Origin of the sequence: Paraburkholderia sp. J8-2 (assembly GCF_905220195.1) — a bacterium.
Lineage (GTDB): Bacteria > Pseudomonadota > Gammaproteobacteria > Burkholderiales > Burkholderiaceae > Paraburkholderia.
This window is the reverse complement of the sequence record NZ_CAJMZA010000004.1, coordinates 31,152-47,147: the sequence shown is the minus strand read 5'-3', so window position 1 is coordinate 47,147 and position 15,996 is coordinate 31,152. Positions and strand designations below refer to the sequence as shown.

Genomic DNA, 15,996 nt, shown 5'->3' with positions numbered 1-15,996 from the left:
CCACGCGCGAGACTTAGCGCTCGGCGTTCATGCGCTGATAGGCGTCGAGAAGCGAGGTCTTGTACACCACGCCCGCGAGCGTCGGCTCACGCGTGCTTTCGACCACGGGCAGGCGCTCGCCCTGGAACGACATGAAGTGCTGCAGGCCAACGGCGAGCGGCATGTCGGGCGTGAGCACGTCGAACGTCGGCTTCAGGTAGTCGCGGGCGTGCTTGTTCGAGGTGTCGCGATTTTGCAGCAGATCCGAAGTGATATCGGCCAGCGCGACTGCGCCGAGAAAGCGCCCCGTCTCGTCCGTCACGTAGAGGTACTTCACCGGATATTCGAGGAACACGCGCGTCATTTCCTGCACCGTCGCGCTCTCCAGCACGACGGTCTGCGCGGGGCGCACCAGCTCGCGCATCTGCGTCATGCGCAGGCGCATGCGCTCGGCTTCCTCGCGGTTGCGATGCAGCGTGATTTCGTACATCGATGCCTTGCCGATCGCGCGCGCGACGAAGTACGCGACCACGCACGAAAGCATGAGCGGCAGCACCACCTGGTAGCTCAGCGTCATTTCGAAGATCATCAGGATCGCCATGAGCGGCGCCTGGGTCGCGCCCGCGAGGAACGCGCCCATGCCGACCATCGCGTAGGCGTACGAGGCGGACGTGCCGTCGGGCCAGAGCGCGTGCATGCCCTGGCCGAACAGGCAGCCGAGCACGGCACCCATGAACAGCGTTGGCGTGAACACGCCGCCCACCGCGCCGGAGCCGACCGTCGCAGCCGTCGCGATGAGCTTGAAAACGAGCACCGTGGCGAGCGCGGTCCAGGTCCACGGCGAATGCAGGATGGAGTTCACGACGCTATAGCCGTTGCCCCACACCTCGGGCGTCCAGACGGAAAGGATACCGACCACGAGGCCGCCGAGCGCGAGCCTCACGGGCAGCGGCGCGTTGAGCCGGCCGAAGCCCTTTTTCGCGGTATCCATCATCATGAGGAACTGCGGCGCGAGCGCGCCGCACAAGAGGCCGAGCGCCACGAACAGCAGCACCTCGACGCCCGTTACCGCCGGAAACACCGGCATTTCATACGGCGGCTTGTAGCCCGCGAACTCACGCATCGTGATGTTGGCGACCACGGAGGAGACGACGATCGGCCCAAAGCTCTCCATGACGATGGAGCCGAGCACGATCTCGGTCACGAAGAACGCGCCCGCGATAGGCGCGTTGTACGCCGAGGTGATACCGGCCGCCGCGCCGCACGCGACGAGCAGGCGCAGGCGCGACGGATCGAAGTGCACCCAGCGGCCGATCAGCGAGGCGGCGAGGGCGGCGAGTTGCACCATCGGGCCCTCGCGGCCGATCGAGCCGCCGCTCGCGATCGTAAAGAGCGACGAGAGACTGCGCCAGATGCTCGTGCCGATGGGCATGACGCCGTCGCCGATCGCCACCGCCTCGATGTAGTCGGCGTGGATCGCCTTGCTGCCGTTGCTCGGTGCCTTGCGCCGCGCGAGCAGCAGCAGGCAGCCCGCGATAAAGCCGCCGACGGTTGGCATCCAGATGCGCCGGTGCCACGGCAGATGGCGCGCCATCTCGACGAGGCTGCCTTCGCTGCCCGTGAAAAACAATTGCACGTGCGCGATGCCTTCGCGAAAGATCACGGTCGCAAACGCGCCCGCAACGCCCACGATGACCGACCAGATCAGCATCGTGTGGGCGTCGGACAGGCGAAAGAGATCGCGGGCGCGAGTGCGCAGTTTCAGCAGGAATGACAGCACGGCGAGCGGGTCGGGTTACGGGTGAAAGAAAGCCGCGCGTGCGCAGAGCGCGACGTGCGGCAGGAAGCATAACGGGTGCGCGGCGGCAACTGCGCACCGCGTGCGCGAAACAGGGCGGCTGCGGTCACGTCCCTCGGCGCGCGCGCAATCAGCGCACGGCCCGGTCGAGTTCGGGGTAGTGCCGGAAGATGCCCGTTTCGTTGAACGGCAACCGCCGCTCCGAGGCAAGATAGGCGGCGATATTCGGTCGCTTCGCGACGGCGTCGTGCAGCGCGACGACATGCGGATAGTGATCCGCGAAATGCTTCGTCGCTTTTGGAAACGCGTAGCGCAGGCCCTCGACGATCTGAAACAGCGAAAGATCGACATAGGTGAGCGCGGTGCCCACCATGTGGCGCGGGCCGTCCGGATTCTGCGCGAGCACGCGCTCGAAATAGCGCATGAATTTCGGAATGCGATGCGCGATGAAATCCGCCGAGCGCGCCTTCGCGGCGTCCTTCTGGTCCTCGTAGTAAAGCGCGCTCGCGATGGGGTGATGCGTGTCGTGCGCCTCGGTCACGAGGTCCGCGATCGTGAGCTGCAGGCCGTTCGCGACGATGCGCAGGCCTTCGTCGCGCGGCGCGAGCTTGAGCTTCGGGCCGAGATAGAAAAGGATGTTGGCGGTTTGCGACACGATGAGGTCGCCGTCCTTGAGGAAGGGCGGCGCGAATGGCGGATACGGCTGCGCGCTTTCCAGCTCGCTCATCATCGCGCCGATGCCGAGGCCTTCTTTCTTCTCGCCGCGCGCGACATCCACGTAGGGCGCTTGCGCTTCTTCCAGCGCGAGCCGCACGAATTCGCCCCGGCCCTGCAAGCCGTCCCAGTAATAGAGCTCGTATGCCATCGGTCGTCCCCTTGCGTTCGTTGCCGTGCTCGCCTCGGCGCGCGCGGCGGCTGCCCACGCAACGGGCAGCAACGCACAGTATCGCTCGCAACCGTCGCGCCTGGTTCGCGCGTGGCGCGCACTCGCGAGATGGCGCAAAACGGCCGCGCGCAGAAACGCAAAAAGCCCCGCTGTAAGCGGGGCCGGTGGCCGGGCGCGCCGGCACACAGGGGAACGGGGCGGGGCGCGCGGCCCCTGGGCGCCGGATCATCCGAACAGGCGCTCCACGCCCCAGGTGATCGCAAGACCGCCGCCAACCAGCCACAGGTAGATGATGAAGCCGGCTGTCAACGCCCGCGGGCCGGCCTGGCGGATTTGCGAGACACGTGTCTCGATGCCGAGCGCCGTCATCGCCATGGTCAGCGCGAAGGTGTCGAGCGTGTTGACCGCATGGGTGGCCGTTTCGGGCAGTACGTGAAGCGAATTCACGATCACGAGCGCGAGGAAGCCGAGCGCGAACCAGGGCACCGCGAGCTTGCGTGCGCCGCCGTGGCTGGCATGGCCGTCGGCCAGCGCCTTGCTGCGCGCCGCACGGTTCAACCACACGCCGAGCACGAGCAGCACGGGTACGAGCAGCATCACGCGCGTCATCTTGACGATGGTGGCGATATGCGTGGCCTCCGGGCTCACGTTGCTCGCCGCGCCCACCACCTGGGCGACTTCGTGAATCGTGCCGCCGAAGAAAAGCCCGGCGCCGAGCGTGTCCAGATGCAGCCAGCCTGCCTTGTAGATCACCGGGTAGAGGAACATCGAAAGCGTGCCGAACAGCACGACGCTGCCCACTGCCATGGCGCTCTTGTGCGGCTTCGACTGCAGCGTGGATTCGAACGCGAGCACGGCGGCCGCGCCGCAGATCGCGCTGCCGGCCGCCGTGAGAATGGCGGTGTCGCGGTCGAGCTTGAGCAGCTTCATGCCGACCCAGGTGCCGATCACCAGCGTGCTCACGACGATCACGACCGACTCGACGAGCCCCGGCACACCGACCTGGGCGATCTCCTGCAGGCTCACGCGCAGCCCGAAGAACGCAACGGCAATGCGCAGCAGTTTGCGCGCGGAGAAGTTCACGCCGGCGGCCCAGCTTTCGGGCATGCCGTCGCGCAGCGCATTGCCGTAGATTGCGCCCGCGACGATGCCGACGATCAGCGGGCTCATGCCGAGCCCGGCGATGGCGGGCAGCGAAGCGATGCTGGTGACGGCCGCCGCGAACAGCGCGACGAACAGCACGCCGTTGAGCTGCCCGCGGGTGGACGGCAACGCGTGCGCAAGACTGGGAGTAGACATGACGGCCTCTCTACCGGATGCACCGGTCGAAAAATGGGGTAGCGAACAGGTCGCTATCGAATGGCCTAATCCTAAATTAGATATATCGATATGAAAAATCGTGATTTGTGAAGTAATATATAGGACAACACGATGGTTTTCCACGATGACCCCGGAACAACTGATAACTTTCGCGGCAGTCGCCGAGCATCTCAACATCAGCCGAGCTGCGCTGGCGCTGCATTTGTCGCAGCCGGCCGTTTCGGGCCAGCTGCGGCTGCTGCAGGAGGAGATTGGCGAGCCGCTTTATCAGCGCGACGGCCGGGGCGTGCGCCTCACGCCTACGGGCGAGCAACTCGCGGGCTACGCGGCCCGCTTGCGCGACACCTGGCGCGACGCACTGACCTACCGCGACGCGTTGCGCGGGCTCGAGCGCGGCACGCTGCGCATCGGCGCGACCACCACGCCCGCGAGCTACCGGCTGCCGTATCTGGTGGCCCAATTTCATGGGCGCTATCCGCAGGTCAAGCTCGAAACGTCGAGCGGGAATACGACAGACGTCGTGGGCATGCTCGGGGCAGTCGACATCGCGCTGATCGAAGGGCCGGTGGGCGAGCAGTTGCCGCCGGATACGGCCGTGCATCCGTGGCTCGAGGACGAAATCGTCGCCATCGTGCCGCGCGCTCACGCGCTGGCGTCGCAGTCCGACACGCAAGGGGAGTCGGCCGCGCCGATGCCGGCCATTACGGTGGAAACGCTCGCGCAGTGGCCGCTCGTTTTGCGCGAGGATGGCTCGGGCGTGCGCCAGGTGGTCGAACGGGCGTTCGCGCGCGCGGGCGTGCCCATGCGCGTGGCGCTCGAGATCGCGGGCGTGGAGGGCGTGAAGGAAGCGGTGCGGGCGGGCATGGGCATCGGCTTCGTTTCGGCCATGTCGATGCGCCACGAGAACGGCGCGCTGCGGCAGATCAGCCTCGGCCCCGAACCGCTTGCGCGGCGCTTCTCGATTCTGGTGCCGCACGCGGGCGCGGCTTCGCGCGTCGCACAGCGCTTTCTGGAACTGTGTCTCGCGGACGTTCCCGGCGCGTAATTCACCAGACGCACCCGACCCAGGGCAATCCAGAATGGCGGCCTGAGCGGCTAGCGCGCACTATCCGCCCTAATCAACCGGCGCGCAGGCGCTTTTTTTCGGGCTGGATTTGGAACCGGTTCCAAGAAAAGCGAAGTGCGCGGTGGCAGGCAACAGGAAGAAGGCAATGGCGGAAGTAGCAATCGTGGCGAGCGCGTTCGGCGCGCAGGCAATCAGGCGTGACGGGCATGCGGCGTGGAGCAGGCCGGCGCGGCGCGCAGGCGCTCAGGCGTTCGAGGTGCGGCGCGAACTGATGCACGATGCCGACGTGCAGCCCGATGCGCTGCGCGCGCTCGGAACTGCACTTGCGAACGAAGGTTTGTGGCGCGTCTGGTCCACGCCGGACGCACTCTATGGCGACGATGGCGCGCTCGACGAGGCCGCGCTTTCCTCCGCGCTCGCAGCGGGCCGTGCGCTTGGCGCACGCTTCGTGAAGCTGCAGCTCGGCGGTTTCGCGGGCGAGGCTTGCGCGGCGCGCCTCGCGAGTCTGCTCGAAGAATTGGGGGCGTGCACTGGCGGAACTGACGACCGGGCGCAAGCGGGCCACGGTCCTCGCGTCGTCGTCGAGAACGGTCAGCTCGAGCAGGGCGGCAAGCTCGACCAGTTCATCAGCCTTTTCAATGCGTTGCGCGACGGCGGTGCACCGGGCGTGATCGGCATGACCTTCGACATCGGCAACTGGCAATGGCCGGGCGAGCCGCCTCTGCTTGCCGCCGCCGCGCTCGCGCCGTACGTCGAATACATCCATTGCAAGGCCGTGGTGGGCGAGGGCGCACGCCGCTTCGCCGCGGCGCCGGGCGACGACGACGCGGTGTGCCGCGCCGCGCTTGCATTGCTGCCGACACACGTGCCACGCGGCATCGAGTTTCCGTTCGACCCGGCTCGCGTGGAAGACGACGCCGCGCATTACGTCGAATGGCTCGCAGCCGCTTGAGCACACGCAGCCGGGCCGCAGACACCCCATACGATTCATCAGGAACGCATCTCATGACCGCAGCACTCGATGTCATCACCTACGGCGAAGCAATGGCGATGTTCGTCGCTACCGACCCGGGGCCGCTCGCCGAGGTCGCGCATTTTACGAAGCGCGCGGCGGGCGCGGAGCTCAATGTCGCGACCGGCCTCGCGCGCCTCGGCTTCAAGGTGGGCTGGATCAGCCGCGTGGGCGCCGATTCGTTCGGCCAGTTCGTGCGCGACGTGCTCGCGCACGAAGGCATCGACGCGCGCTGCGTGAGCACCGACACGCGCTTTCCGACCGGCTTCCAGCTCAAGTCGAAGAACGACGACGGCAGCGATCCGGCGGTCGAGTATTTCCGCCGCGGATCGGCTGCAAGCAAGCTCTCGGCTTGTGACTATCAGTCCGACTATGTGCTCGGCGCGCGTCATCTGCACCTGAGCGGCGTGGCGCCTGCGATCTCCTCGTCGTCGCGCGAACTGGCTTTCAAGCTTGCACACGAAATGCGGGCCGCGGGCCGCACGATCTCGTTCGATCCGAACCTGCGCCCGACGCTCTGGGGCTCGCAAGCCGAGATGGTCGGCACGCTCAACGAACTCGCGAGTTTTGCCGACTGGGTGCTGCCAGGCGTGGGCGAAGGCCGCGTGCTGACGGGCTCGGACGATCCTGAAGCCATCGCGCAGTTCTATCTTTCGCGCGGCGCGCGCGGCGTGATCGTGAAGCTTGGTGCAGAGGGCGCGTACTACGCCACGGCCGAAGGCGAGCAGGGCCGCGTCGCGGCGCAGCGCGTGGAGCGGGTGGTCGATACCGTGGGCGCCGGCGACGGCTTCGCCGTGGGGGTGGTAAGCGCGCTGCTCGAAGGGCGTGCGCTTGCTGCCGCGGTCGCTCGCGGCAACCGCATCGGCGCGCTGGCCGTGCAGGTGATCGGCGACTCGGAAGGCTTGCCGACGCGCGCGCAGCTCGACGCGCTAGAAGGTGCACGAGAGCAGGCGGGCGCCGCTGCCCCGACGGCTGTATAGCGGAATTAGCGCGGCACAAGTACGAACCCCGCAGCGCAACGCAAAGCGAATTCGCAGGCGCCGCGCCAAATGACATGAGACCAGAGGGCGGCACCACCCGGTACCAAGCCCCCCCGTTCAACTGGAGACACCGATGACCTCAACCTCGCTCGCACCGCGCCGCTGGTGGGCAATCATGCCGATCGTGTTCATCACGTACAGCCTGGCCTACCTTGACCGCGCCAACTACGGCTTCGCCTCGGCGGCGGGCATCAACCGCGATCTCGGTATCAGCCCGGGGCTCTCGTCGCTGATCGGCGCGCTGTTCTTCCTCGGCTATTTCTTCTTCCAGCTGCCGGGCGCCATGTATGCCGAGCGGCGCAGCGTGCGCACGCTCGTGTTCGCGAGCCTCGTGCTGTGGGGCGGCTGCGCGGCGCTCACGGGCGTCGTCACGAACATCCCGTCGCTCATGGCGATCCGCTTCGTGCTTGGCGTGGTCGAAGCGGCCGTGATGCCCGCCATGCTCATCTTCATCAGCAACTGGTTTACGAAGTCCGAGCGCTCGCGCGCCAACACGTTCCTGATTCTCGGCAACCCGGTCACGGTGCTGTGGATGTCGGTCGTCTCGGGCTATCTCGTGCATGCGTTCGGCTGGCGTCACATGTTCATCGCCGAAGGCGCGCCGGCTGTTTTGTGGGCCGTTTGCTGGTGGTTCCTCGTGCGCGACAAGCCCGCACAGGTGACCTGGCTCTCCGACGATGAAAAGCGCGCGCTCGACGCCGCGATGCGCGCCGAGCAGGCCGCCATCAAACCGGTGCGCAACTACGCCGAGGCGTTTCGTACGCCCGCCGTGATGCTGCTATCCGCGCAGTACTTCTGCTGGAGCATCGGCGTGTATGGCTTCGTGCTGTGGCTGCCTTCGATCGTGAAAAATGGCTCGGCGCTCGGCATGGTCGAAACGGGCTGGCTCTCCGCGGTGCCGTATCTTGCGGCGACCATCGCGATGCTCGCCGCCTCGTGGGCCTCGGACAAGCTCGACAATCGCCGCGCCTTCGTGTGGCCGTTCCTGCTGGTCGGCGCGCTCGCTTTTGCCGGCTCTTACGCGCTCGGCTCGACGCACTTCTGGATTTCCTACTCGCTGCTCGTCGTAGCCGGCGCGGCGATGTACGCGCCGTATGGCCCGTTCTTCGCGATCGTGCCGGAACTGCTGCCGAAGAACGTGGCCGGCGGCGCGATGGCGCTCATCAACAGCATGGGCGCGCTCGGCTCGTTCGTCGGCTCGTACGTGGTCGGCTATCTGAATGGCGCGACGGGCTCGCCTGCGGCATCCTATGCGTTCATGAGCGTGGCGCTCCTCGTTTCGGTGGGCCTCACGCTCGCCGTGAAGCCGCAGCGCGTCGCCGCCCGTGCTTATGTATCGCCGGCTCACGGTAAATAACCCTTCTTGTCCAGCGCACTTATGAAGCCGAAAATCGTTGTCTACAAAGCCGTGCCCGCCGATGTCGCCAACTACCTGCGCGAGCACGCCGACCTGATCGAAGTCGACGCCGACCAGCCCGGTGCACTCGCCGCCGCGCTAAAAGACGCCGACGGCGCGATCGGCGCGAGTGTGAAGATCACGCCTGCGATGCTGGAAGGCTCGCGCGTGAAGGCGCTCTCCACGATCTCCGTGGGCTACGATCAGTTCGACGTGCCCGATCTCACGAAGCGCGGCATCGTGCTGGCCCATACGCCCGACGTGCTGACTGAATCGACGGCCGATACCGTGTTCTCGCTCATCCTCGCGAGCGCGCGCCGCGTGGTCGAACTGGCCGACTGGGTGAAGGCGGGCCACTGGAAGGGCAGCATCGGCGCGCCGCAATTCGGCGTGGAAGTGCAGGGCAAAACGCTCGGTATCGTGGGGCTCGGGCGCATTGGCGGCGCCGTTGCGCGGCGCGCGGCGCTCGGCTTCAACATGAAGGTGCTCTACACGAACCGCAGTCCGAACGAGGCGGCCGAGCGCAACTATGGCGCCCGCCGTGTCGAACTCGACGAATTGCTCGCAAGCTCGGATTTCGTCTGTCTCCAGGTGCCGCTCACCGACGCCACGCGACACCTGATCGGCGCGGAGCAACTGCAGAAGATGAAGAAGAGCGCGATTCTGATCAACGCGTCGCGCGGTGCGACGGTGGACGAGCCAGCGCTGATCGCGGCGCTCGAAGCGGGCACGATTCACGGCGCGGGCCTCGACGTGTTCGAGCGCGAGCCGATCGATCCCGCGTCGCCTCTGCTGCGTATGCCGAACGTCGTGGCGCTGCCGCACATCGGCTCGGCCACGCACGAGACGCGTCACGCAATGGCGCGCTGCGCGGCGCAGAACCTCGTCGCGGCGCTCGCCGGCACGCTCGACGTGAACGTCGTCAACCGCGAAGTGCTCGCGCGATGAATATGGCTGCGGGCGGCGCGACGCGTTCGCACAACGGCGATGACGCGGAAAAGGACGCCGCGGCCACGGCGCCGCGCCGCGCGACCATCAGCGACGTGGCGCGTGAAGCGGGCACGGGCAAGACCAGCATTTCGCGCTATCTGAACGGCGAGCTGAGCGTGCTGTCGCCCGACCTGCGCGCGCGCATCGAAGCGGCGATCGAGCGGCTCGACTATCGCCCCAACCAGATGGCGCGTGGCCTCAAGCGCGGCCGCAACCGTCTGCTGGGCCTCTTGCTCGCCGATCTCGCCAATCCGTATTCGGTGGAGATCCTGCAGGGCGTGGAGGAGGCGTGTCACGCGCTCGGCTACATGCCGCTTATTTGCCACGCGGCGAACGAAATCGACATGGAGCGGCGCTATCTGCAACTGCTGACCACGTATCGCGTGGAAGGCGTGATCGTCAATGCACTCGGCGTGCGTGAATCGATGCTGAAGCCCGTGGCGAGCGGCGGCATTCCGGCCGTGCTGATCGACCGTACCGTCGACGGTCTCGATGCGGATATGGTCGGCCTCGACAATGCGGCAGCCGTGCGCCTTGGCACGGAGCATCTGCTAGCGCGCGGCTACGACGACATCGTGTTCGTCGTGCAGCCGTTCGAGCAGGTGAGTTCGCGGCGCGAGCGTGAAGCGGCGTTTCGCGAGTCGATGCAGGCGACGAAGGGCGCGGCGCGTGGCCTCACGCACGTGCTCGATCTGCACGACGAAGCGGCCGTGCAAGCCGCGCTCGCGGCGCTCGACGCCCATGTGGCCGAGGCGCTCGCGCGCGGGGCGCGCTGCGCGCTGTTCGCAGCCAACGCGCCGGTCGCGCTGCGCCTGGCCTTGCATCTGAAGGCGGCGCTTGGTGCGCAGTGGCAGCAGCGCGTGGCGCTAGTCTCCATCGACGATCCGGAGTGGGCCGAGCTTGCCGGCATCACCACGATCCGCCAGCCCACGCGCGAAATCGGCTATCGCGCCGTGGAGTTTCTGCACGAGCGCATCGAAGGCGCGGCGCCCAAGGCCCGCGCGGCGGCGTTCGAGGGCGAGCTGGTGGTGAGGGCTTCGACGCTCGGGTGACTGCGGCGCTATCCCCCCAGCACGTTTTGCGGGTTGAATGAGCGCTTCCACGGCACGATTCCCAGGCCTGCGCGCAGCCGGGCCTGCGCGCAGGCGCCAATATCTGCGATCATTCGGGCTGCGGCACGCGTACGTGCGTGCCGAACGTCATAAGGAAGCCCATGTCCGTAGCCCCGATCACGCTCGTCTGCCTTTCGCTCGCGACGCTGTTCGTCGCCGCCTTGCCCGTATCGCTCTATCGCCGGCTGCGCGCGCCATTCGCGCTCGACTGGCGCGATACGATCGCGGGCGTCGCCGTCTTCGCGTTCTTCGCGACCGTGATCGAGCGCGCCATTAACGACTACATGCTGCACGAGAACGCCGCCGCCGCGCAGGTGCTCGCCAATCCCGCGTTCTTCGTGCTGTACGGCGCGCTCATCGCGGGCGTGTGCGAGGAGGTCGGCCGCTATATCGCCATGCGCATCATCGCGCGCCGCGGCGCGCGCAAGCCCAATACCCCCGCGGACGGCGCGGCGTTCGGCTACGGCATCGGCCATGCGGGCGCGGAGGCGTGGTTCGTCGGCGTGCTCGTGCAACTGCAGTGGATCGTGTTTTCGGTGCTCGCCAATCGTGGCGATCTCGACGAGCATCTCTCCAACCTCACGATGGACTCGGTCTTGCGCGTGCATCTGATTCTCGCGAGCCTCTCTCCGCTTTTCGCGGGCGTGTTCGCGCTCGAGCGTACGGCCGCATTCGTATTTCAGATTGGGTTGTCGGTGCTGATGTGGCGCGGCGTGCGCGCGGGATGGCGGGGGATTCTGCCGCTCGCGATCTTGGCGCACGCGCTCATCGACGTGCCTGCGGCGATGTATCAGGCGCGTCTCGCGCCGCTCGTCGTCGTGGATGCTGTGTATGCGGTGGCGGCTCTCGTGGTCGCCGTCGTGCTTTTCAGAACGTGCCGCGCTGAGCGGCGCGTCGCGCGCGCGGCTTGAGGCCGCGCGTTTCACTCTCATTTTTCTGGCGTCAATGGAAGCCTATTTGTTTGAATGCGCGAGCCCCGATTTCGACGAACTCGCCCGCGTGATCGCCGACATCTTTCCCGAGCAGACGCGATTTGCCGAAGAGCCGAACGAGAACGGCGTGCCGCAACTGGTCGTGCACTGGGTGGCGATGCGCTTTGGCTCGAAGGCGCGCCGCATGGCGCTTACGGTCGCGATCGCGCCTGCAGCGCTCGCGCGCTATCGCGCGTTGCCGCCGCGGCTGCGCGGGCGTAGCTTCGCGGTATTGCGAGCCTATGTGGAGGCGACGATCGAATCGCTCGAGGAACAGCACGCGAAGGGCGAAGAGGTGCCGCACGAGGTAACGATCGCGCTGGACGAAGAGTTTGCGTAAAGGATGAAGAGGACGAAGACGCGACGACTTGGCGGCGAAGCGCGGGGCGCACTGCGCCCCGTTCAGCGTTGTCCTGAAGCTCAGCTGGCGAGCTTGTAGACCTTGGCGAAACGCGCGGCCTGCACAACGCCATAGTCGCCGGGCGCGTATTGCATGACCCAGTCGCCAGCCACGCCGCTCAGGCGATCGCCGCCGGCCGAACGCACGAGCGTAAACGGCTCGTCCATACGCCTGGCGAGCACCACGACCTGGTGGTTGCGATACGCGCCGGCTTCGCCGTGGGCGAGGGTGTCGCTCGCCGGCAGGTACTTCGCATCGAACCGGTCGCGAGATACGACCCAGCGATCGCCGGTCGAACCGGTGATGATGGCGTCGCCCGGGGCATAACGGTTCGGGCCTTCCAGGCTCATCAGTTCGCCGGCAGCGGCTGCGAACTCGACGCTCACGGTTTCGTCCTTGACTACGCGCTGTGCGGCAGGGTCGACGCGCAGGTCGAGTTGGGTCAGTTCAATCATGGCGGCAGCAGCGGACCTGCTTCACAAGAATCGGGTTCCAAAGAAACGACGGCCGGGCGAAACTGCCCGGCCGTCGCGCGGTCCGCAAGGGTACCCTGGATCGCGCCGCCGCGCACGCCTTGGAGCGTGGCCCGTTCGACGGGTGCCCTTACTGTGCCTTTTTGCGGGACGCGGCGTTACTGCGCGGCCGGCGTGCTGGCCGCTTCGCCCTCGCCTGGCGCTGCTTCCGCGGACGGCTTCGCCTTACCCTTGTGCTTCGGCTTCATCGGCTTGCCCGACGGGCCATGCTCGCTGCCGTGGCGGAAGGTCTGGTCGGCGAGCTTCTTTTGCTCGGGCGAGAGGCTCGTGTAAAGCGGCTCGAACGCCGTGACGAGCTTTTGCATGTCGTCGGCGTGGGCCTGCGAGATTTGCGCGTACTGCTTCATGTCATCTAGCGCGTTGCGCGTGCTCTCGCCCTCCATGCGCTGCTTGTAGAGGCCGGCCATGGTCTGGCCGTTGCTGCGCATGACATCGGCGAACGTCTTCCATTGCGGCTCTTGCTCGGGCGTGATCTTGAGCTGCGTATGCAGCCACGTGATGCGCTCCTCGACACGCTGCTGATGCTGCGCGGCGCGCACGTCGGCGCTCGATGCGGCCGAGGCTGCGGCGGCCGGAGCGGCGCTTTGTGCAAATGCGCCGCTCATCGAGAGCGTGGCGGCAAGGATGACGAAAGCTTTCTTCATTGTGACTCCTTGAATCATTTCGTAGCGGGTAGCACGGCCAGATCGGCTGCAGCCGTTATTAGTACCACGTTCTCGCTACACGACGGCCCGGCTGCGACACTTGCTTACAAACGAAACGCGTGGAAATACCCGTCGCGCATGGCTTGCACGCCGCGACCGCCGCTCGGCCGGCGAGCCGCGCGCGATAATGACGCCGTTCAGACCTCTCGAAGAGACCACCGCCCGATGAGACCTCCGCGCCTCGATCAACTCGACGACCTAGACCGCAGCCTCGTTGCGCTGCTGCAGGAAAACGCGCGCGAAAGCGTCGCGAATCTCGCACGGCGCCTGGGCGTCGCGCGCACCACGGTGCTTGCACGCATCGAGCGTCTCGAGCGCACGCAGGTGATCGCCGGCTACGGCGTGCGTCTCGGCCAGGACGTGCTCGACGCGAGCTTGCAGGCGTGGGTCGGGCTCATCATCGCGCCGCGCCACGGGCCCGATGTGCAAAAGCGCCTCGGCAAGATGCCCGAAGTGCAGTTGCTGTGCGCCGTGAGCGGCGAGTACGACTACGTGGCGTGGCTGCGCGCCGATTCGCCCGACCGCCTCAACGACTTGCTCGATCAGATCGGCGGCATCCCGGGCGTGGAGCGCACGACCACCTCCATCGTGCTCGCACGCAAGGTCGATCGCGGCTCCGTGACGGGCTGAGTGACGGGCGAAATGCGGACCAAACGGGAGGCTGGACGACGGGGTTTGCCGCATCGAAATTGACCGTTTTCGTCATTTCGACGAAATGTATCGTCATAATGACGAAAACCACGGTCTAAACGCATCGTTTTGTGTCTATGAACCGTTTTTGTCTCTCCCTAGACTGTGTTTGAGCGGGCGCTGCCCATCCCCAAGCATAGAAAACCAAAGGAGATGACACATGAAAGTTGCGATTGCAGGCGCCGGCCTGATCGGCCACACCATTGCCCACATGCTGCGCGAGAGCGGCGACTACGAAGTGGCTGCCTTCGACCGCGATGCGAAGGCGCTCGAACCGCTCGCGGCGCAGGGCATTCCCACCGCGCGTGTCGATTCCGGTGACGCTGCCGCGCTGCGCGGCGCGCTCGAAGGCTACGACGTGCTCATCAACGCGCTGCCGTATTACCTGGCGGTGAACGTCGCCTCGGCGGCCAAGGGCGCGGGCGTCCATTACTTCGATCTGACCGAGGACGTGCGCGCGACCCACGCGATCCGCGCGCTGGCCGAGGGCTCGGATCATGTCTTCATGCCGCAATGCGGTCTCGCGCCCGGCTTCATCGGCATTGCGGCGCATGCGCTCGCGAGCCGCTTCACCGAGATCCGCGACGTCAAGATGCGCGTGGGCGCGCTGCCGCAGTTCCCCACCAACGCGCTCAAGTACAACCTCACCTGGAGCGTGGACGGCCTCATCAACGAGTATTGCCAGCCGTGCGAAGCGATCCGCGATAGCCGCACGCAGTGGGTGCAGCCGCTCGAAGGCCTCGAGCATTTCTCGCTCGACGGCGTGGAATACGAAGCCTTCAATACCTCCGGCGGTTTGGGCACGCTTTGCGAAACGCTTTCGGGCAAGGTTGAATCGCTCGACTACAAGTCGGTACGCTATCCGGGGCATCGCGCACTCATGCAGTTCCTGCTCGAAGACCTGCGTCTTTCGAGCGACCGCGACACGCTCAAGTCCATCATGCGGCGCTCGGTGCCCGCCACGGAGCAGGATGTCGTGCTCATCTTCATGACCGTGACCGGCATGCGCGACGGCAAGCTCGTTCAGGAAGTGTTCACGCGCAAGATCTTCGCGAAGACGGTGTGCGGCGTGCCCATGAGCGCGATCCAGATCACCACGGCCGGCGCCATGTGTGCGGTGCTCGACCTGTTCCGCGAGCAGCGTCTGCCGCAAGCCGGGTTCGTGCGCCAGGAGCAGGTGTCGCTTCAGCAGTTCCTTGCGAACCGCTTTGGTCAGGTGTACGAAGGCGCGACGCTCGACAGCCGCGCAAAGGTGGCGGCCTGACGTTTCAGGTCGATGCCGTTGCCGACACGATGCGCTGGAGCAGCGCGTCGTAGTCGGCCGCGGCGGGCGCGGTGTTGTCGAAAAGGAGAAGGCCGTCGAGTTGCGCGCCCGACGGCATGAAACGCCGCTGCCGGTATTCGTCCCAATGAGCAAGCTTGTAGGCATCGATGGGATGGGCGCGCGCGACGATGCGCGCGTGCGCCGTTTCCTCGCTCGTATGCACCCACACCACGGTGAGCCCCACATCCGGACCGACGCCAAGCCACGCGCGGTCGAACAGCTTGCGCTCGCGCACTTCGCGCGACAGCGGGCCGACCAGGAGCGCATTCACGCCAAGCTCGAGGTTTTCGCGGGCGGTGTCGATGAGCCCCCGGTACTCGGGTTCGCGAAAACGCTGCAGGAAGAGCGGGCTGTCGCGATCGTTCGGGTCGTGCGTGAGCGCACCCATCGCGGCGGCGCTATAGCCGCCGTAGAGCGTGTCTTTGTCCAGCAGGCAGAAGGGTTCACCAGTCTCGCGAGCGAGCGGGGCGAACAGCCGTTTGGCGAGCGATGTTTTGCCGGCGCCGGCGTGGCCACAGAAGAACACCAGTCTTGTCACGGGCGGCGTGCCTCGCCGCGTGTAGTGCCGGCGTCTGCCGGCGGGGTCTTTTCCGGGCCGTCCTGTTCGGAGCCGTGCCCGTTCAGGAATCTACCGTTGGCGTCGAGCCACATCACGTTGATGATGCCAAAGCCGAGCGCAACGCCAATGCCGAGGATCCACGAGAAGTACCACATGGTCGCTGCCTCCTCTTTGTGCAGGTTGCGAGCGCTGCCGCGCATTCCCCGAAGCATATAA

Annotated in this window: 17 protein-coding genes; 10 read left to right on the top strand and 7 right to left on the bottom strand. The window is 66.4% G+C overall.

The genetic code is table 11. From position 1 onward, the window contains the following. Window positions 1-13 precede the first annotated feature (13 nt). The 3 genes from U5A52_RS11510 to U5A52_RS11500 form a co-directional block, all read right to left on the bottom strand. Window positions 14-1,759, bottom strand: a complete 1,746-nt coding sequence (locus tag U5A52_RS11510) for a ClcB-like voltage-gated chloride channel protein (protein ID WP_321908642.1) — start codon at window positions 1,757-1,759, stop codon at window positions 14-16. A gap of 148 nt (window positions 1,760-1,907) precedes the next feature. Then, window positions 1,908-2,642: a glutathione S-transferase gene (locus U5A52_RS11505; RefSeq protein ID WP_321934830.1), complete on the bottom strand. Its 735-nt coding sequence runs from the start codon at window positions 2,640-2,642 to the stop codon at window positions 1,908-1,910. A 246-nt stretch (window positions 2,643-2,888) separates the two neighbouring features. Further along, window positions 2,889-3,962: a YeiH family protein gene (locus U5A52_RS11500; RefSeq protein WP_321934829.1), complete on the bottom strand. Its 1,074-nt coding sequence runs from the start codon at window positions 3,960-3,962 to the stop codon at window positions 2,889-2,891. A gap of 145 nt (window positions 3,963-4,107) precedes the next feature. On the opposite strand from U5A52_RS11500, the gene U5A52_RS11495 reads away from it, so the two are divergent. The 8 genes from U5A52_RS11495 to U5A52_RS11460 all read left to right on the top strand — a co-directional run bounded on the left by U5A52_RS11495 (window position 4,108) and on the right by U5A52_RS11460 (window position 11,910). Continuing rightward, entirely contained in the window at window positions 4,108-5,028 is a 921-nt protein-coding gene (locus U5A52_RS11495) for a LysR family transcriptional regulator (protein WP_321908639.1), read from the top strand. 166 nt (window positions 5,029-5,194) lie between these two features. Continuing rightward, entirely contained in the window at window positions 5,195-6,001 is an 807-nt protein-coding gene (locus U5A52_RS11490; protein WP_321934828.1) for a TIM barrel protein, read from the top strand. 53 nt (window positions 6,002-6,054) lie between these two features. Beyond that, window positions 6,055-7,041, top strand: a complete 987-nt coding sequence (locus tag U5A52_RS11485) for a sugar kinase (protein ID WP_321908636.1) — start codon at window positions 6,055-6,057, stop codon at window positions 7,039-7,041. Between the two features lie 133 nt (window positions 7,042-7,174). Beyond that, a complete protein-coding gene (locus U5A52_RS11480) occupies window positions 7,175-8,458 on the top strand; it encodes an MFS transporter (RefSeq protein ID WP_321934827.1) in 1,284 nt (427 codons plus the stop codon). A 21-nt stretch (window positions 8,459-8,479) separates the two neighbouring features. Next, entirely contained in the window at window positions 8,480-9,445 is a 966-nt protein-coding gene (locus U5A52_RS11475) for a D-glycerate dehydrogenase (protein WP_321934826.1), read from the top strand. Further along, window positions 9,442-10,539, top strand: a complete 1,098-nt coding sequence (locus U5A52_RS11470; RefSeq protein WP_321934825.1) for a substrate-binding domain-containing protein — start codon at window positions 9,442-9,444, stop codon at window positions 10,537-10,539. Before U5A52_RS11475 ends, U5A52_RS11470 begins: the two co-directional genes overlap by 4 nt. 161 nt (window positions 10,540-10,700) lie before the next feature. Beyond that, window positions 10,701-11,510, top strand: coding sequence for a YhfC family intramembrane metalloprotease (locus tag U5A52_RS11465; protein WP_321934824.1), 810 nt, complete (start codon window positions 10,701-10,703; stop codon window positions 11,508-11,510). A 34-nt stretch (window positions 11,511-11,544) separates the two neighbouring features. After that, window positions 11,545-11,910, top strand: coding sequence for a DUF3022 domain-containing protein (locus U5A52_RS11460; protein ID WP_321934823.1), 366 nt, complete (start codon window positions 11,545-11,547; stop codon window positions 11,908-11,910). Between the two features lie 80 nt (window positions 11,911-11,990). On the opposite strand, the gene U5A52_RS11455 is transcribed toward U5A52_RS11460, so the two are convergent. Beyond that, window positions 11,991-12,425, bottom strand: a complete 435-nt coding sequence (locus U5A52_RS11455) for a PGDYG domain-containing protein (RefSeq protein WP_321934822.1) — start codon at window positions 12,423-12,425, stop codon at window positions 11,991-11,993. Window positions 12,426-12,601: 176 nt separating this feature from the next. Continuing rightward, on the bottom strand, window positions 12,602-13,147 hold the full coding sequence (locus U5A52_RS11450; protein ID WP_321908628.1) for a Spy/CpxP family protein refolding chaperone: 546 nt from the start codon (window positions 13,145-13,147) through the stop codon (window positions 12,602-12,604). A 225-nt stretch (window positions 13,148-13,372) separates the two neighbouring features. Between U5A52_RS11450 and U5A52_RS11445 the strand changes: the two genes are divergently transcribed. Both U5A52_RS11445 and U5A52_RS11440 read left to right on the top strand, forming a co-directional pair. Next, window positions 13,373-13,837 (top strand): Lrp/AsnC family transcriptional regulator, encoded by a 465-nt coding sequence (locus tag U5A52_RS11445; RefSeq protein ID WP_042265707.1) that lies wholly within the window; start codon window positions 13,373-13,375, stop codon window positions 13,835-13,837. Between the two features lie 220 nt (window positions 13,838-14,057). Further along, window positions 14,058-15,161 carry a saccharopine dehydrogenase family protein gene (locus tag U5A52_RS11440; RefSeq protein WP_321908627.1) on the top strand — a complete coding sequence of 368 codons (1,104 nt, stop codon included), beginning with the start codon at window positions 14,058-14,060 and terminating at the stop codon, window positions 15,159-15,161. A 4-nt stretch (window positions 15,162-15,165) separates the two neighbouring features. Here U5A52_RS11440 and U5A52_RS11435 read toward each other — a convergent pair whose 3' ends face one another. Then, complete coding sequence (locus tag U5A52_RS11435) at window positions 15,166-15,759, bottom strand: ATP-binding protein (RefSeq protein ID WP_321934821.1); 594 nt, start codon at window positions 15,757-15,759, stop codon at window positions 15,166-15,168. Further along, complete coding sequence (gene cydX / locus U5A52_RS11430) at window positions 15,756-15,935, bottom strand: cytochrome bd-I oxidase subunit CydX (protein WP_321934820.1); 180 nt, start codon at window positions 15,933-15,935, stop codon at window positions 15,756-15,758. The genes U5A52_RS11435 and cydX overlap by 4 nt, the downstream gene beginning before the upstream one ends. Window positions 15,936-15,996 lie beyond the last annotated feature (61 nt).

What these genes read in the sequence shown, in the direction of transcription:
- U5A52_RS11465 (WP_321934824.1), top strand. Translation starts at nt 10,701, where the DNA reads ATGTCCGTAGCCCCGATCACGCTCGTCTGCCTTTCGCTCGCGACGCTG.
- U5A52_RS11475 (WP_321934826.1), top strand. Translation starts at nt 8,480, where the DNA reads ATGAAGCCGAAAATCGTTGTCTACAAAGCCGTGCCCGCCGATGTCGCC.
- U5A52_RS11495 (WP_321908639.1), top strand. Translation starts at nt 4,108, where the DNA reads ATGACCCCGGAACAACTGATAACTTTCGCGGCAGTCGCCGAGCATCTC.
- U5A52_RS11445 (WP_042265707.1), top strand. Translation starts at nt 13,373, where the DNA reads ATGAGACCTCCGCGCCTCGATCAACTCGACGACCTAGACCGCAGCCTC.
- U5A52_RS11470 (WP_321934825.1), top strand. Translation starts at nt 9,442, where the DNA reads ATGAATATGGCTGCGGGCGGCGCGACGCGTTCGCACAACGGCGATGAC.
- U5A52_RS11505 (WP_321934830.1), bottom strand. Translation starts at nt 2,642, where the DNA reads ATGGCATACGAGCTCTATTACTGGGACGGCTTGCAGGGCCGGGGCGAA.
- U5A52_RS11480 (WP_321934827.1), top strand. Translation starts at nt 7,175, where the DNA reads ATGACCTCAACCTCGCTCGCACCGCGCCGCTGGTGGGCAATCATGCCG.
- U5A52_RS11490 (WP_321934828.1), top strand. Translation starts at nt 5,195, where the DNA reads ATGGCGGAAGTAGCAATCGTGGCGAGCGCGTTCGGCGCGCAGGCAATC.
- U5A52_RS11440 (WP_321908627.1), top strand. Translation starts at nt 14,058, where the DNA reads ATGAAAGTTGCGATTGCAGGCGCCGGCCTGATCGGCCACACCATTGCC.
- U5A52_RS11455 (WP_321934822.1), bottom strand. Translation starts at nt 12,425, where the DNA reads ATGATTGAACTGACCCAACTCGACCTGCGCGTCGACCCTGCCGCACAG.
- U5A52_RS11500 (WP_321934829.1), bottom strand. Translation starts at nt 3,962, where the DNA reads ATGTCTACTCCCAGTCTTGCGCACGCGTTGCCGTCCACCCGCGGGCAG.
- U5A52_RS11485 (WP_321908636.1), top strand. Translation starts at nt 6,055, where the DNA reads ATGACCGCAGCACTCGATGTCATCACCTACGGCGAAGCAATGGCGATG.
- U5A52_RS11460 (WP_321934823.1), top strand. Translation starts at nt 11,545, where the DNA reads ATGGAAGCCTATTTGTTTGAATGCGCGAGCCCCGATTTCGACGAACTC.
- U5A52_RS11450 (WP_321908628.1), bottom strand. Translation starts at nt 13,147, where the DNA reads ATGAAGAAAGCTTTCGTCATCCTTGCCGCCACGCTCTCGATGAGCGGC.
- cydX (WP_321934820.1), bottom strand. Translation starts at nt 15,935, where the DNA reads ATGTGGTACTTCTCGTGGATCCTCGGCATTGGCGTTGCGCTCGGCTTT.